The organism is Brucella pecoris, from assembly GCF_006376675.1.
Lineage (GTDB): Bacteria > Pseudomonadota > Alphaproteobacteria > Rhizobiales > Rhizobiaceae > Brucella > Brucella pecoris.
Genome location: NZ_VEWK01000010.1, coordinates 145,293 through 160,337, shown reverse-complemented (window position 1 = coordinate 160,337; position 15,045 = coordinate 145,293). Strand labels below are relative to the sequence as shown.

Sequence of the window (15,045 nt, the reverse complement as noted above, 5' to 3'; positions counted from 1 at the left end):
TTACACAAAAGTGCCGGATTCGCGTGTTGCGAGTCCTGTTCGTCTATGCTAGACGGCAATCACATTTCGGTGTTGATGTGCTCGCGCGTCAGTGGTTTTCCGAAAACATTCAATAAAATCATCGGCTTGGCGTCCTGAACAAGATTGGGCCCCAAAAGGATGGTTTCAACGTAGAGAGCAGGTTGTTCGTGGCTGAAACGTCTTCGCTCATTTCAGGTGTCGCACAGCGCTACGCCGGATCGCTTTTCGAGCTTGCGCTCGACGCGAAATCCGTTGCGGCTGTGGAAAAAGATCTCGACCGTTTCGAGGCGCTTCTGAGCGGAAGCGAAGACCTCCAGCGGCTGATCTCCAGTCCGGTATTTTCGTCGGAAGACCAGCTTCACGCTGTCGGCGCCATTGCCGACAAGGCGGGCATCAAGGGTCTGGTCGGAAATTTCCTGCGCGTTGTCGCGCGGAACCGCCGCCTCTTTGCGCTGCCGGGCATCATCGCCGCTTTCCGCAAGATTGCTGCTGAACATCGTGGTGAGATTTCCGCCGATGTTCTCTCCGCGCACGAATTGAGTGCCGCGCAGCAGAACGAATTGAAGGCAACGCTGAAGGGCGTGGCCGGCAAGGACGTGACGATCAACGTCACCGTCGATCCGTCGATCCTCGGCGGTCTTATCGTCAAGATGGGTTCGCGTCAGATCGACACGTCCCTTCGCACCAAACTTTCTTCTCTTAAGCTTGCACTGAAAGAGGTCGGCTGATGGACATCCGCGCCGCGGAAATTTCCGCTATCCTGAAAGAGCAAATCAAGAACTTCGGCAAGGAGGCTGAGGTCTCCGAGGTCGGTCAGGTTCTGTCCGTCGGTGACGGCATTGCTCGCGTCTATGGTCTGGACAATGTTCAGGCTGGTGAAATGGTCGAATTCCCTGGTGGTATTCGCGGCATGGCGCTGAACCTTGAAAGCGACAATGTCGGTGTCGTTATCTTCGGTGCCGACCGTGACATCAAGGAAGGCGACGTCGTCAAGCGTACCGGTGCGATCGTTGACGTTCCAGTCGGTCCAGGCCTGCTCGGCCGCGTTGTCGATGCCCTCGGCAACCCGATTGACGGCAAGGGCCCAATCGTTGCTACCGAGCGTCGCCGCGTCGACGTCAAGGCACCGGGCATCATTCCGCGTAAGTCGGTTCATGAGCCAATGTCGACCGGCCTCAAGGCTGTTGACGCTCTGATCCCGGTTGGCCGCGGTCAGCGCGAGCTGGTCATCGGCGACCGTCAGACCGGCAAGACCGCCATCATTCTCGACACCTTCCTGAACCAGAAGCCGATCCACGACAACGGCCCGGACAGCGAAAAGCTTTATTGCGTTTACGTTGCTATCGGCCAGAAGCGTTCGACTGTTGCTCAGTTCGTCAAGGTTCTCGAAGAACGCGGCGCTCTTGAATATTCGATCGTTATCGCTGCTACCGCTTCCGATCCGGCTCCGATGCAGTACCTCGCTCCGTTCGCAGGTTGCGCAATGGGCGAATACTTCCGTGACAACGGTCAGCACGCTCTCATCGGTTATGACGATCTGTCGAAGCAGGCTGTTGCTTACCGTCAGATGTCCCTTCTGCTTCGTCGTCCTCCGGGCCGTGAAGCTTATCCGGGCGACGTTTTCTATCTGCACTCCCGTCTTCTCGAACGCGCTGCAAAGCTCAATGACGAAAACGGCGCTGGCTCGCTGACGGCTCTGCCGGTCATCGAAACGCAGGGCAACGACGTTTCGGCCTTCATTCCGACCAACGTGATCTCGATCACCGACGGCCAGATCTTCCTCGAAACCAACCTGTTCTATCAGGGTATCCGTCCGGCTGTTAACGTCGGTCTGTCGGTTTCACGCGTCGGTTCTTCGGCCCAGATCAAGGCCATGAAGCAGGTTGCCGGTTCGATCAAGGGCGAGCTCGCCCAGTATCGTGAAATGGCCGCCTTCGCACAGTTCGGTTCGGATCTCGATGCCTCGACCCAGCGTTTGCTGAACCGTGGCGCACGTCTGACCGAACTTCTCAAGCAGCCGCAGTTCTCGCCGTTGAAGACGGAAGAACAGGTTGCCGTGATTTACGCTGGCGTGAATGGCTATCTCGACAAGATCGCCGTCAACCAGGTTGGCAAGTTCGAAGCAGGTCTTCTTTCTTCGCTGCGCACCGAGCACAAGGATGTGCTGGATGCGATCCGCGACGAAAAGGCACTCACCGACAACATCAAAGCAAAGCTCAAGGCAGCGGTCGACGCGTTCGCCAAGTCTTTCGCTTGAATTTTGTGACGGGATGAACGGATGCCTTCATTAAAGGATCTGAGAAACCGTATCGCCTCGGTCAAGGCGACGCAGAAAATCACCAAGGCGATGCAGATGGTCGCCGCGGCGAAGCTGCGCCGTGCCCAGGAAGCTGCGGAGGCCGCACGGCCTTACTCGCAGCGTATGGGTGCCGTTCTCGCGAATATCGCGCAGAATGTCAGCGGCGAAGACGCGCCGGCCTTGATGGCCGGTACGGGCAAGGACGACGTGCATCTGCTCGTCGTCTGCACCGCGGAACGTGGTCTTTGCGGCGGTTTCAACTCGCAGATTGCGCGCCTGGCGCGCGATCATACCCGCAAGCTCCTCGCTGAAGGCAAGACGGTCAAGATCATCACGGTCGGCAAGAAGGGCGCAGATATCCTGCGTCGCGAATTTGCCTCGCTGATCATCGACCATGTCAATTTGCGCGAAGTCAAGCAGCTCGCTTTTGTGCATGCCGACCAGATCGGCCACAAGGTGATCGAGTTGTTCGAACAAGGCGCATTTGATGTCTGCACCCTGTTCTATTCCGAATTCAAGTCGGTGATTGCACAGATTCCGACCGCGCAGCAGCTCATTCCGGCTTCGGCTGGCGATGTTGCGCAGGCGGATACTGCAGGCGATGCGATTTATGAGTACGAACCTGATCCTGCGGCGATCCTGAGCACGCTGATCCCGCGCAATATTTCGGTCCAGATTTTCCGCGCACTGCTGGAAAATGTGGCGGGCGAAATGGGCGCGAAGATGAGCGCGATGGACAATGCGACGCGCAATGCCGGTGACATGATCAACAAGTTGTCGATCACGTATAACCGTCAGCGTCAGGCTCAGATCACCAAGGAACTGATCGAAATCATTTCGGGCGCGGAAGCGCTCTAGGGTTTACCGCATGATCTTATCCGAGAAGTCTGCAACTTTTCGGGACCATGCTAACGGAAGGTAAGGATCGATGGCAAAAGCAGCGACCCCGAAAACTACCGCCGCGGCCGAAGCGAAGCCAGCAGCGGCCAAGAAGGCTCCAGCCAAGGCTACACCAGCTAAGGCGGCTGCCGCCAAGTCTCCAGCAGCCCCCAAGGCTGCAGCGACGGGCGCAGTTGGCCGTATCACTCAGGTTATCGGCGCTGTTGTCGACGTACAGTTCGAAGACGGTCAGCTCCCGCTGATCCTCAACGCTCTGGAAACCGACAATCTGGGCAACCGTCTGGTTCTCGAAGTTGCGCAGCATCTGGGCGAAAACACCGTTCGCACCATCGCCATGGACTCGACCGAAGGTCTGGTTCGCGGTCATGAAGTGCGCGACACGGGCAACCCGATCATGGTTCCGGTTGGCGAAGAAACGCTCGGTCGCATCATGAACGTTATCGGCGAGCCGGTTGACGAAGCTGGTCCGATCAAGACCACTGCCCGTCGCGCGATCCACCAGGAAGCTCCTGAGTATATCGAACAGTCGACCGAAGCTGAAATCCTTGTAACGGGCATCAAGGTCGTCGACCTTCTCGCTCCTTACGCCAAGGGTGGTAAGATTGGTCTGTTCGGCGGCGCAGGCGTCGGCAAGACCGTTCTCATCATGGAACTGATCAACAACGTCGCCAAGGCGCACGGCGGTTACTCGGTATTCGCAGGCGTTGGTGAACGTACCCGTGAAGGTAACGACCTTTACCACGAAATGATCGAATCGGGCGTTAACAAGCTGGGTGGCGGTGAAGGCTCCAAGGCCGCACTCGTTTACGGTCAGATGAATGAGCCTCCGGGTGCGCGCGCTCGCGTTGCTCTGTCGGGCCTGACGGTTGCTGAAAACTTCCGCGACAAGGGCCAGGACGTTCTGTTCTTCGTGGACAACATCTTCCGCTTCACGCAGGCTGGTTCGGAACTTTCGGCTCTTCTCGGCCGTATTCCTTCCGCTGTGGGTTATCAGCCGACGCTGGCAACCGACATGGGTGCGATGCAGGAACGCATCACCACGACGACCAAGGGTTCGATTACCTCGGTTCAGGCAATTTACGTTCCTGCCGACGATTTGACCGATCCTGCACCGGCAACGTCGTTCGCTCACTTGGACGCGACCACCACGCTGAACCGTTCGATCGCTGAAAAGGGTATTTACCCGGCTGTGGATCCCCTGGAATCCACGTCGCGTATGCTCGATCCGATGATCGTTGGTGAAGAACACTACGCTGTCGCCCGTCAGGTTCAGTCGATCCTTCAGCGCTACAAGTCGCTTCAGGACATCATCGCCATCCTCGGCATGGACGAACTGTCGGAAGACGACAAGTTGACCGTTGCGCGCGCTCGTAAGATCGAACGCTTCCTGTCGCAGCCGTTTTTCGTGGCTGAAGTGTTTACCGGTTCGCCCGGCAAGCTCGTCGATCTCGCCGACACCATCAAGGGCTTCAAGGGCCTTTGCGCTGGCGATTACGATCATCTTCCGGAACCGGCCTTCTACATGGTCGGATCGATTGAAGAAGCGATCGAAAAGGCGAAGAAGCTGGCTGCTGAAGCGGCTTGATGAATTGAGTTTCCCGGTGGGCCGCAAGGCCCGCCGTGAAAGCCAATCATTTTGTTTAAGCATGGTTTTTCGAAAACCGGTTTCCACCTTTCGAGATCATGCTTTTGAATTCAAGTGAGAACCATGGCTCAAGCTTTCCAATTCGAACTCGTGTCGCCTGAACGACTCCTGCTTTCTGCGCAGGTGACGGAAGTGGTCATTCCGGGTAGCGAAGGCTATCTGACGGCTCTCGCCGGTCATTCGCCGCTGATGACGACGATCATGCCGGGTGTCGTTTCGGTGAAGCTTGCCGATGGCAAGTCCGACTCCTACGTGGTCTTCGGCGGTTTCGCCGATATCACCCCGCAGGGCTGCACCGTTCTGGCCGAATCGGCAACCCATGTGGACGATATCGACCCGGCAGACATTCAGCGCCGCATTGATCATGCCCGCGAGGCCCTGGACGACGCTTCGTCCAACGAACATCGCACCAAGGCGGAAATCTTCCTGCATCAGTTGATGACGCTGCAGGGAACTATCATGCCTGCCTGATCGGGGCAGTTTGATTTTTTTCGGAAAAGCGGGCTTTGGCCCGCTTTTTCTTTTTAGAGCGCATCCCGAAAAGTGTGAAACGGTTTTCGGAACAAGATGCTCGTAAAAACAAAAAGATAGAGTATTCCCAATGATTCAATCAAAACAGGAAATGCTCTAGTGGATTGAATTTGACGTTTGAATCCCGGCTGACACATATGCTGTTTCAAACGTCAAATTCGAAAACTCCACTAGATCACCGGCTTTGCAGTGAATTTGTTCGTCATGCAGTCATATGGGTGCCGAATCCCATCACGCTTGCGTGAGTTCAGGAAGTTTGCTTGAAAATAGTTCGCCAGCGATTTATCCCAATCTGTAATCATTAGTTTACTAATATATAAGGCGGTTGGCATGGATACGGCAGATCTTAAAGCTGAAATGATTGATGCCATGGCGAAGGTTAATCGCAGGCTTCGCACCGTTTTCGACGCGCGTGTGAAAGAGCGTGGACTGACATTGGCCCGGGCGCGCACCTTGCTTGCCTTGATCGAACAGGAAGGCCTCTACCAGAAGGAACTGGCAGAAGCGCTGGAAATCGAGAATGCGACCATGGTGCGCCTGCTCGATGGTCTGGAGCGCCAATCGTTTATCGAACGACAGACTGTTCTGGGCGATCGCCGTGCCAAGCGGGTGGTGATGACCGCTGAAGGCAAGATTCTGGCCGAACAGGTGGTGAAACTCGCCGGTGACGTTCGCGAGGACCTGCTGGAAGGCGTGAGCGATGAGGAGTTGAACATTGCGCTCAATGTGCTCCGCAAAATGTCAGCATCGATGAATAAAACGCACTGAGCGGCCATCATTCCTCGCGATCCAGATAAAGCCGAAGCGCACGCTTCGGCTTTTGTTTTAGCGATCGCATTTTCGTGAGCCAGTGTCCCGAAATCAGACATATCGTGCCATCTTTCGGTCGCAGCCAAGCAGTCCACTGGCAATGTTATTGACCTTGGAAAATCCTGACGAGGAGCGTTGAAGATGCATTTTTCGTCTCAGGCGGCCATTGGCTTCTGCGCCATTCTTTCCATCGTTTCGGTGCAGGCGAAGGATATGGAGCGTGGAACTCGCCATGCCTATGCACTGGCCGTATATGGCGTCAACACCGATGATGGACTGGTTTTCGATACCGGCCCGTTTGCGGCGGCGGGTATCAGAACCAACGAACGGACGCGCCGGTCATTGCGCGCCCGTTAGAGCGCGTTTCGATCTGATTGGATCAGATCAGCGCTCTAGCTTCTTCTAATTCGAGCATAATCTTATCGATCCTCATTTCACGCCGGTCGAATTATGCTTTCAAGCTTGGTGCCCCAAGTTTACGGCGCAAGAGTGCGCAGATAGGCCATCAGCTCGCTGGCCGTATCACTGGCCCGCTCTGGTTGGCGGGAAATGATCGCCTCGATCAGTGTCGCATGCGCATTGGCCGAGCCGGATATTCCGGTCGATGGGCGAAGGCGAAACCAGAAGCGGCGGCTGTGGGTTTGCAAGGGTGCTGCGATACGGGCGGCATAGGGATTGCTTGCCGCAGCACCCAGAACAATGTCGAATGCCTTGTCGGCGTCGAGAAACAACGCCACGTTCTCGGTGGGAATGGCCTGCCGCATGGCTGCAGCGGCAGCTTCGAGCCGTTCATAATCACGCGGGCTGCCGAAGCGTGCCGCATCGCGTGCCAGAACGCGCTCGACACCTTCGCGGGCATCCAGCACCTTGATGAAATCCTTTGGGTCAATAGGCGCTATGGCGATGCCCGAACGCGGGCGCACTTCCACGAGGCCTTCCCATGCAAGCCGTTGAATGGCTTCGCGCATCGGCGTGCGACCCATGCCGGTCAGCTCGATGAGTGTACGCTCGTTGACGACAGTGCCAGGTTCCAGTTCCAGCGTGACGATGGAACGTTCCAGAATACGATAAGCCTGCTCGGCCAGACTTTCGCTGCCCCAGCCGTCCATGGTCGCCAGCGGCACGCTTGTCTGGCTCCGTGCCAACCTCTCTCGAACGTTCGTCTCTTCCATGCCTGTCCATGCCTTGTGGTTACGACGATTGACATAGTTCAATCTTACAGATATATCTCTGATATATCAATACGGTGTGATGTAAACTGGTTGATCTCTAAATCTGCTTGTGTGGCTTTTTCAAGCGGTGACGAACTTTCAGCACAGTGTCATTCCAAAAAATCGATAGACAGAATCGGGGTGACCGGCATTGAAATTATGTTGAGTGCCGATTGCTCGGACCATAGACGCTGTCCGGGTTTTGACCATTCCGGACTGTGGGTAAAATTGAATCCGGTGGGGAGCCGCAAAAGATGAAATCTGATCCGCAGGGTCAGCAGGATGTTCTCATTATCGGTGGCGGTATTGTCGGTGTCGCCGCAGCCGCCTTGCTTGCCGAGGCAGGACGCCAGGTTCTGGTCATAGACAGAAGTGGCATTTGCGAGGAAACCAGCTCAGGCAATGCGGCGGCGCTCGCATTTTCCGATATTCTTCCGCTTGCCTCCAAAGGCGTGATGCGCAAGGTGCCGGGCTGGCTGGTGGATCCCCTTGGTCCATTTACGATCCGCCCCTCTTATTTTCCAAAGATGGTGCCGTGGCTCTATCGCTTCTGGCGTGCGAGCAGTGCAGATGCGCTGGCGAAAACTGCAGTTGCACAGGCCGATATTATGCGTCTTGCAGGCAGCGAGATGATGGCGCTCATCGATCGCGCGGGTTTGCGCGACAGGTTGCGTGAGAACGGCAATCTGGAACTCTATGAAAGTGAAGCGGAGCTTGCCGCCTCGCAGCCGGGCTGGGACGTCCGCGAGAGGGCTGGAATTGCCTATGAACACGTGCGTGGCGATCGGCTCGCTGAATTACAGCCGGGCCTGAGCCCGCGTTTCATTGCTGGAACGTTCGTTCCCGGCTGGAAGAATGTCAGCGATCCCAAGCTGTTCGGCAAGGCAATCTGGGCCTATGCCGAAAGCAAGGGCGCGCACTTTCTTCAGGCGAAAGTCACGAGTGCAAGACCAGGTAATGGCGGGGCGAGCATTCGCCTCGAGGATGGAACCGAAATCAAGGCGGCGCATCTTGTCCTGATGGCGGGCGCGTGGTCTCGCGATCTTGCCAAAGGCTTCGGCGACGCCGTGCCGCTCGATACGGAACGCGGTTACAATACAACACTGCCTGTTGGAAGTTTCGACGTGAAGCGGCAGTTGACATTCCCCGGCCATGGCTTTGTGGTCACACCGATGGAAACCGGGCTGCGAGTGGGTGGCGCTGTGGAATTCGGCGGCCTCGACCTGCCGCCCAATTTTGCACGATCTGAAGCCATGTTAAAGAAGGCTTCCATGTTTCTGCCGGGCCTTCGCACCGAGGGCGGGCGGCAATGGATGGGGTATCGGCCGTCCATGCCCGATTCCGTGCCGGTCATCGGGCGTGCTTCGGCAGGCGGGAATATCTATTACGGCTTCGGCCACGGCCATCTCGGCCTCACGCAATCGGCTGCAACCGGGCGGCTTATCCGCGATCTCATCACGGGTGTCGCACCTGCAATCGATATTGAACCTTTCAAGCCACAACGTTTTCGGAACTGACCATCATGGCAAGACATTCCTTCTTCTGCGTCGACGGACATACATGCGGCAATCCCGTGCGTCTGGTGGCTGGCGGCGGGCCGAACCTGGAAGGTTCGACCATGATGGAAAAGCGCGCGCATTTTCTGCGCGAATATGACTGGATCCGCACCGGTCTCATGTTCGAGCCGCGCGGCCATGACATGATGTCGGGCTCCATTCTCTATCCGCCGACCCGACCGGATTGCGATGTCGCTGTGCTTTTCATCGAGACGTCCGGTTGCCTGCCGATGTGCGGCCACGGCACCATCGGAACCGTGACGATGGCGATTGAGCATGGACTGGTGACGCCGAAGACGCCGGGCAAGCTCAATCTCGATACGCCTGCCGGTCTGGTGGCCATCGAGTACGAGCAGAACGGCCAGTATGTCGAGCGCGTTCGTCTTACCAACGTTCCGGCTTTCCTTTATGCCGAAGGGCTTGAAGTCGAATGCCCGGACCTTGGTACCATCAAGGTCGATGTGGCCTATGGTGGCAATTTCTACGCGATTGTCGAGCCGCAAGAAAATTACACGGACATGGAAGATTATTCCGCGCTGCAGTTGATTGGCTGGAGCCCGATCCTGCGTGAGCGGTTGAATGAGAAGTACAAGTTCCAGCATCCGTTACTGCCCGATATCAACCGTCTGAGCCATATTTTGTGGACCGGCAAGCCGAAACACCCGGAAGCGCATGCCCGCAACGCCGTCTTTTATGGCGACAAGGCGATCGACCGTTCACCGTGTGGAACTGGTACGTCTGCGCGCATGGCGCAACTGGCCGCCAAGGGCAAGCTGAAGCCCGGCGACGAGTTTGTACATGAATCCATTATCGGGTCGCTTTTCCATGGTCGTGTGGAACGCGCGACAGAAGTGGTGGGCACGGACCGCACATTGCCGGCAATTATCCCTTCAATTGCGGGCTGGGCACGCATGACGGGATATAATACGATCTTCATCGACGGCCGCGATCCCTTTGCACACGGGTTTACGGTCGCATAGGGTCTTTGGAGAATTAGTTTTGGAGCGTGGTATGGATGAAAATTGCACAGGTTTAGGAGCAAAACCGAAGGTGGAGTGGTTCTCCATCAAGGTTTTACGACGCAAAGCTGGGCTGTTTTCATCATATCCCTTCGGGACGTGGCGGATTTTCTCCCTGAATGCGTCGAACAGCCCTTGTGGAGATTTACTCCACGGCGGTCTGTTCTTCTGTTCAGGAACAAAATCCGGCTCACGCCACGCCCGAAACCTAATTCTCCAAAGACCCTAAAGTGGGTACGGTCGACGTTTTTAGCGCCGCCTCCCAATTTTTTGGCTTTCGGGTCGTGTAGAAAGTGTGGAATAAGACGTCCTGGGTAGGAGAAAAAAACATATACAGGACGTTTAGTAGGGGACGTAACTAGTTTGTAGAAGGATAATACCCTTAGTCTTTTGTCTGAGACAAAAGGGGGTTGCATTCCTCTATACAGCCGTTAGGTGTAAACAGCCGGGAATAAAATGAAGCGCACGAAATAAAGATGCGCCAAAAAAGTCCCGGGCGGTAAAATGGGTGGCTTCTCGATGGAATATTTCTTCCAGCAGGTGATCAACGGGCTCGCGCTCGGCTCGATCTATGGCCTGATCGCCATCGGCTACACGATGGTCTATGGCATTATCGGCATGATCAACTTTGCTCATGGCGATGTCTTCATGCTCGGCGCCTTCATGGCGCTGATTGTTTTTCTCATGATCACAACCTTCATTGGGGCATTGCCAATCGCGCTGATGCTTCTTCTGATGATGATCGTCGCCATGTTGCTGACGGGTTTGTGGAGCTGGACGATGGAGCGCGTGGCCTACAGGCCGCTGCGTGGTTCGTTCCGCCTCGCACCGTTGATCACGGCTATCGGCATGTCGATTGCCTTGTCCAACTTCGTCCAGGTGACGCAGGGCCCGCGTAACAAGCCGGTGCCTCAACTGCTGAACGGTTCCTACAATATCCTGGGAACCAATGTGACGATTTCGCTGAAGCAGATCGTCGTCATCGTGGTGACTGCCGTGCTGCTGACGATCTTCTGGTATATCGTCAATCGTACCTCGCTGGGGCGCGCGCAGCGTGCCTGTGAGCAGGATCGCAAGATGGCGGCGCTTCTCGGCATCAATGTCGATCGCGTCATCTCGCTCACCTTCGTGATGGGTGCGATGCTCGCGGCAGTTGCCGGTACGCTCTACCTTTCCTTCTATGGCGTGATTTCCTTTGCTGACGGATTTATCCCTGGCGTCAAGGCATTCACGGCGGCTGTTCTGGGCGGCATCGGATCGCTCCCCGGAGCTGTGGTCGGTGGTTTGCTCATCGGTCTCATCGAGGCATTGTGGTCAGCGTATTTCTCGATCGACTACAAGGACGTTGCTGCGTTTTCGATCCTCGCCATCGTGCTGATCTTCATGCCGTCCGGCATTCTTGGCCGACCTGAAGTCGAAAAGGTTTAATCATGGCTGCACAGTCGAGTTCACGCCCGGATTCCCTTTTTGGCCGGGCCATTCGTGAAGGGTTCTTCGCCGGTCTTCTGGCACTGGGTCTCTTCTGCCTCATCATCGGTTTCAAGACCGATCAGAACATCAACAACGAACTGGTGCTGCAACAGCGCTGGGGCGCGCTGGCCGTCATCGTCGTGCTGGCCGCCGTTGGCCGCTTCCTGTTCGTTGCTTTCGCCCAGCCCTGGCTGGAGGCACGCAAGCTTGCCAAGAGCAAGCAGCCGACCGTTGCGGTCGAAAGCCCGTCTTTCGTGCGCCGCAACTTCTCGCGTCTCGGGGTGGTGTTCCTCTTCATCTATCCGCTTCTGATTGTCGGCTTTCTCGGCTGGCAGGGATCGCTCAAATGGGTCGATAATTTCGGCGTTCAGATCCTCATCTATGTGATGCTGGCCTGGGGTCTCAATATCGTGGTGGGCCTCGCCGGTCTTCTCGATCTGGGTTACGTCGCATTCTACGCCGTTGGAGCCTATTCCTACGCGCTGCTATCCACCTATTTCGGTCTTTCCTTCTGGATGCTGCTGCCGATTGCCGGTCTTCTCGCCGCCACCTGGGGCGTCATTCTGGGCTTCCCGGTCCTGCGCCTGCGCGGTGACTATCTTGCCATTGTGACGCTGGCCTTCGGTGAAATCATCCGTCTGGTTCTCATCAACTGGACCGATGTCACCCGCGGCACCTTCGGCGTTTCCGGCATTGCCAAGGCAACCTTCTTCGGTCTGCCTTTCAATGCCAGCAAGGACGGTTTTGCAGCCCATTTCGGCCTCACCTTCTCGGCGGCCCACTACAAGTTCTTCCTCTATTACGTGATTCTTCTGCTTGCTCTGCTGACGGCCTGGGTCACCATCCGTCTGCGCCGCATGCCGGTTGGCCGTGCATGGGAAGCGTTGCGCGAAGATGAAATTGCCTGCCGTTCGCTCGGCATCAACACCACCACGACCAAGCTCACGGCCTTCGCCACGGGTGCGATGTTCGGTGGTTTTGCAGGTTCCTTCTTTGCCGCACGCCAGGGCTTCGTCAGCCCGGAATCCTTCGTGTTCCTCGAATCTGCCGTCATTCTCGCCATCGTTGTTCTGGGTGGCATGGGCTCGCTCGTGGGTATCGCGATTGCCGCGATCGCTATGATCGGCGGCACGGAAATCCTGCGTGAAATGAGCTTCCTGAAGGCTATTTTCGGCCCGGATTTCACACCGGAACTCTATCGTATGCTGATCTTCGGTCTCGCCATGGTTGTCGTCATGGTCTGGAAGCCGCGTGGTTTCGTGGGAAGTCGAGAACCGAGTGCGTTCCTGCATGAGAAGAAGATGGTGTCGGGTGCCTTTACCAAGGAAGGGCACGGCTGATGGCGGAGATAAGCACTATGTCTGGCACTGCGCCTGATAAAACCGAATTGGGCAACACTGAAAAAGACACCATCCTTCAGGTCGAGCATCTCTCGATGCGCTTCGGCGGTCTCGTCGCCATCAACGATCTGAGCTTCAATGTGAAGCGTGGGGATATCACGGCGATCATCGGCCCGAATGGTGCAGGCAAGACTACGGTCTTCAACTGCATCACCGGCTTCTACAAGCCGACGGGTGGCATGCTGACGATGAACCGGAAAACCGGCGAAAAGTTCCTGCTGGAGCGCCTGCCCGATTTCCGGATCACCAAGCAGGCAAGGGTGGCGCGCACCTTCCAGAACATTCGCCTGTTCTCGGGCCTCACGGTTCTGGAAAATCTTTTGGTCGCGCAGCACAATACGCTGATGCGTTCCTCGGGCTATACGATCCTCGGTCTTCTCGGTCTGCCCGGCTACAAGTCGGCGGCGAAGGATGCTGTCGAAAAAGCGCGTTACTGGCTGGAGAAAATCAACCTGATCGGTCGTGCGGACGATCCGGCGGGCGATCTGCCCTATGGCGATCAGCGCCGTCTGGAAATCGCCCGCGCGATGTGCACCGAGCCGGAAATCCTCTGCCTCGACGAACCGGCTGCCGGTCTCAATCCGCGTGAATCGGCAGAGCTCAACAAGCTCCTGCTCGATATCCGCAAGGAAACCGGCACGTCGATCCTGCTGATCGAACACGACATGTCGGTGGTTATGGAAATCTCCGATCATGTGATCGTACTGGAATACGGCACCAAGATTTCCGACGGCGCGCCGGAAGAGGTCAAGAACGATCCGCGTGTTATCGCCGCTTATCTTGGCGTGGATGACGAGGAAATCGCCGAACTGATCGAAGAGGCGGACAAGCCGGGCGTCGATCCGGCGCATCTGGTCGCGGCGCAGCTTGCCGAGGAAGCCATTGAGGAAGAAATCGCTGAAGAGAAGGGCGAAGTACCGTCCGGACGTGCTTCCCTCGCAGGTGGTCTGTCGTCGGCACGCGGCGGCAAGGCCGACAATCTGACCCTCATCAAGGGCATTGGCGCGGTCAACGAAAAGAAGCTCCACGAACACGGTATCTTTCATTTCGACCAGATCGCCGCCTGGAGCGAAGCGGATATTGTGGAAGCTGAAACCTATCTGGAATTCGACGGGCGCATCGCTCGCGAAGACTGGGTCGGGCAGGCCAGGCAACTCGCCGCCGGTCAGGCGACCGAGTTTTCCGAACGCGTTGAAGCGGGTGATGTTCCGACGAGTCATAAGACTGCTCCCGTAAAGGCTGCCAAGAGCGGGGCCGCCAAGACTGGTGCCTCCAAAAGCGCCAAAGCGCCGACGAAAGCTTCGGCAAAAGCGCCCACAAAAGCTCCGGCCAAGCCTAAGAAGGGAGGCGAATGATGCAGGCTGAAACCATGCAGAAAAAGCAACCGCTTCTCGCCGTCGAAAAGGTCGAGACCTATTACGGCAATATTTGCGCCCTCAAGGGCATCGACCTGACGGTGGACGAGGGTGAGATCGTGGCGCTGATCGGTGCCAACGGTGCCGGCAAGTCGACACTCATGATGACGATCTTCGGTTCGCCGAAGGCGCGTACCGGCCGCATTCTCTTCAACGGCGAGGATATCACTTCCATGCCGCCGCACGAGATTGCCAAGCTGCGCATCGCGCAGTCGCCGGAAGGTCGTCGTATCTTTCCGCGCATGACGGTTCTGGAAAATCTCCAGATGGGTGCAAGCCTCGATCATCAGCAATATTTCGAAGAAGACGTAAAGCTGATGTTCGACCTGTTCCCGCGCCTGAAGGAACGCATCAACCAGCGTGGCGGCACGCTTTCGGGCGGCGAACAGCAGATGCTGGCTATCGCCCGCGCGCTGATGGCGCGTCCGAAGCTCCTGCTTCTGGATGAACCGTCGCTCGGTCTGGCACCGCTGATCGTGAAGCAGATTTTCGAGGCGATCAAGGAACTGAACCGCACACAGGGGTTGACGGTGTTTCTCGTCGAGCAGAACGCATTCGGTGCGTTGAAGCTCGCAGACCGCGGCTATGTGATGGTCAACGGCTCGATCACCATGAGCGGCGCTGGCCGCGAATTGTTGGCCGATCCGGAAGTCCGCGCTGCCTATCTCGAAGGCGGAAGGCACTAGAGGGATCCTGTCATGCAATCGTCAGTCTTGTGCTATCTCTTTGATACGACGCATTTCCGGACGCAAAACCGCTTCGCACTTT

The 15,045-nt window shown here is 56.7% G+C and carries 14 protein-coding genes; 13 read left to right on the top strand and 1 reads right to left on the bottom strand.

Annotation, left to right across the window (positions count from 1 at the left end; genetic code table 11):
* Nucleotides 1-188: 188 nt before the first annotated feature.
* The 7 genes from FIB18_RS18010 to FIB18_RS17980 all read left to right on the top strand — a co-directional run bounded on the left by FIB18_RS18010 (nt 189) and on the right by FIB18_RS17980 (nt 6,563).
* On the top strand, nt 189-749 hold the full coding sequence (locus tag FIB18_RS18010; protein ID WP_140022007.1) for a F0F1 ATP synthase subunit delta: 561 nt from the start codon (nt 189-191) through the stop codon (nt 747-749).
* Nucleotides 749-2,278, top strand: coding sequence for a F0F1 ATP synthase subunit alpha (gene atpA / locus FIB18_RS18005; RefSeq protein ID WP_140022006.1), 1,530 nt, complete (start codon nt 749-751; stop codon nt 2,276-2,278). The genes FIB18_RS18010 and atpA overlap by 1 nt, the downstream gene beginning before the upstream one ends.
* A 21-nt stretch (nt 2,279-2,299) precedes the next feature.
* Nucleotides 2,300-3,178 carry a F0F1 ATP synthase subunit gamma gene (locus FIB18_RS18000; protein ID WP_105542733.1) on the top strand — a complete coding sequence of 293 codons (879 nt, stop codon included), beginning with the start codon at nt 2,300-2,302 and terminating at the stop codon, nt 3,176-3,178.
* A gap of 70 nt (nt 3,179-3,248) precedes the next feature.
* A complete protein-coding gene (gene atpD / locus FIB18_RS17995) occupies nt 3,249-4,805 on the top strand; it encodes a F0F1 ATP synthase subunit beta (protein WP_140022005.1) in 1,557 nt (518 codons plus the stop codon).
* A gap of 123 nt (nt 4,806-4,928) precedes the next feature.
* Nucleotides 4,929-5,336 (top strand): F0F1 ATP synthase subunit epsilon, encoded by a 408-nt coding sequence (locus FIB18_RS17990; protein WP_105542731.1) that lies wholly within the window; start codon nt 4,929-4,931, stop codon nt 5,334-5,336.
* A 390-nt stretch (nt 5,337-5,726) separates the two neighbouring features.
* Nucleotides 5,727-6,164, top strand: coding sequence for a MarR family winged helix-turn-helix transcriptional regulator (locus tag FIB18_RS17985; protein ID WP_140022004.1), 438 nt, complete (start codon nt 5,727-5,729; stop codon nt 6,162-6,164).
* Nucleotides 6,165-6,347: 183 nt separating this feature from the next.
* On the top strand, nt 6,348-6,563 hold the full coding sequence (locus tag FIB18_RS17980) for a hypothetical protein (protein WP_140022003.1): 216 nt from the start codon (nt 6,348-6,350) through the stop codon (nt 6,561-6,563).
* Nucleotides 6,564-6,682: 119 nt separating this feature from the next.
* On the opposite strand, the gene FIB18_RS17975 is transcribed toward FIB18_RS17980, so the two are convergent.
* Entirely contained in the window at nt 6,683-7,378 is a 696-nt protein-coding gene (locus FIB18_RS17975) for a GntR family transcriptional regulator (protein ID WP_140022002.1), read from the bottom strand.
* A 293-nt stretch (nt 7,379-7,671) separates the two neighbouring features.
* On the opposite strand from FIB18_RS17975, the gene FIB18_RS17970 reads away from it, so the two are divergent.
* From FIB18_RS17970 to FIB18_RS17945, 6 genes are all read left to right on the top strand, one after another.
* A complete protein-coding gene (locus tag FIB18_RS17970; protein ID WP_140022001.1) occupies nt 7,672-8,934 on the top strand; it encodes an NAD(P)/FAD-dependent oxidoreductase in 1,263 nt (420 codons plus the stop codon).
* Nucleotides 8,935-8,939: 5 nt separating this feature from the next.
* Nucleotides 8,940-9,953 (top strand): 4-hydroxyproline epimerase, encoded by a 1,014-nt coding sequence (locus FIB18_RS17965; protein ID WP_140022000.1) that lies wholly within the window; start codon nt 8,940-8,942, stop codon nt 9,951-9,953.
* A gap of 558 nt (nt 9,954-10,511) precedes the next feature.
* Entirely contained in the window at nt 10,512-11,420 is a 909-nt protein-coding gene (locus FIB18_RS17960; protein ID WP_140022067.1) for a branched-chain amino acid ABC transporter permease, read from the top strand.
* A 2-nt stretch (nt 11,421-11,422) separates the two neighbouring features.
* A complete protein-coding gene (gene livM / locus FIB18_RS17955) occupies nt 11,423-12,802 on the top strand; it encodes a high-affinity branched-chain amino acid ABC transporter permease LivM (RefSeq protein ID WP_140021999.1) in 1,380 nt (459 codons plus the stop codon).
* Nucleotides 12,802-14,217, top strand: coding sequence for an ATP-binding cassette domain-containing protein (locus tag FIB18_RS17950; protein ID WP_407921867.1), 1,416 nt, complete (start codon nt 12,802-12,804; stop codon nt 14,215-14,217). The genes livM and FIB18_RS17950 overlap by 1 nt, the downstream gene beginning before the upstream one ends.
* Nucleotides 14,217-14,963 carry an ABC transporter ATP-binding protein gene (locus FIB18_RS17945; RefSeq protein WP_140022066.1) on the top strand — a complete coding sequence of 249 codons (747 nt, stop codon included), beginning with the start codon at nt 14,217-14,219 and terminating at the stop codon, nt 14,961-14,963. Before FIB18_RS17950 ends, FIB18_RS17945 begins: the two co-directional genes overlap by 1 nt.
* The last annotated feature ends 82 nt before the right edge of the window (nt 14,964-15,045 follow it).

Bases quoted from the DNA above. Each gene is read 5' to 3' on its own strand.
- atpA (WP_140022006.1), top strand. From the start codon at position 749: ATGGACATCCGCGCCGCGGAAATTTCCGCTATCCTGAAAGAGCAAATC.
- FIB18_RS18000 (WP_105542733.1), top strand. From the start codon at position 2,300: ATGCCTTCATTAAAGGATCTGAGAAACCGTATCGCCTCGGTCAAGGCG.
- atpD (WP_140022005.1), top strand. From the start codon at position 3,249: ATGGCAAAAGCAGCGACCCCGAAAACTACCGCCGCGGCCGAAGCGAAG.
- FIB18_RS17990 (WP_105542731.1), top strand. From the start codon at position 4,929: ATGGCTCAAGCTTTCCAATTCGAACTCGTGTCGCCTGAACGACTCCTG.
- FIB18_RS17985 (WP_140022004.1), top strand. From the start codon at position 5,727: ATGGATACGGCAGATCTTAAAGCTGAAATGATTGATGCCATGGCGAAG.
- FIB18_RS17980 (WP_140022003.1), top strand. From the start codon at position 6,348: ATGCATTTTTCGTCTCAGGCGGCCATTGGCTTCTGCGCCATTCTTTCC.
- FIB18_RS17975 (WP_140022002.1), bottom strand. From the start codon at position 7,378: ATGGAAGAGACGAACGTTCGAGAGAGGTTGGCACGGAGCCAGACAAGC.
- FIB18_RS17970 (WP_140022001.1), top strand. From the start codon at position 7,672: ATGAAATCTGATCCGCAGGGTCAGCAGGATGTTCTCATTATCGGTGGC.
- FIB18_RS17965 (WP_140022000.1), top strand. From the start codon at position 8,940: ATGGCAAGACATTCCTTCTTCTGCGTCGACGGACATACATGCGGCAAT.
- FIB18_RS17960 (WP_140022067.1), top strand. From the start codon at position 10,512: ATGGAATATTTCTTCCAGCAGGTGATCAACGGGCTCGCGCTCGGCTCG.
- livM (WP_140021999.1), top strand. From the start codon at position 11,423: ATGGCTGCACAGTCGAGTTCACGCCCGGATTCCCTTTTTGGCCGGGCC.
- FIB18_RS17950 (WP_407921867.1), top strand. From the start codon at position 12,802: ATGGCGGAGATAAGCACTATGTCTGGCACTGCGCCTGATAAAACCGAA.
- FIB18_RS17945 (WP_140022066.1), top strand. From the start codon at position 14,217: ATGCAGGCTGAAACCATGCAGAAAAAGCAACCGCTTCTCGCCGTCGAA.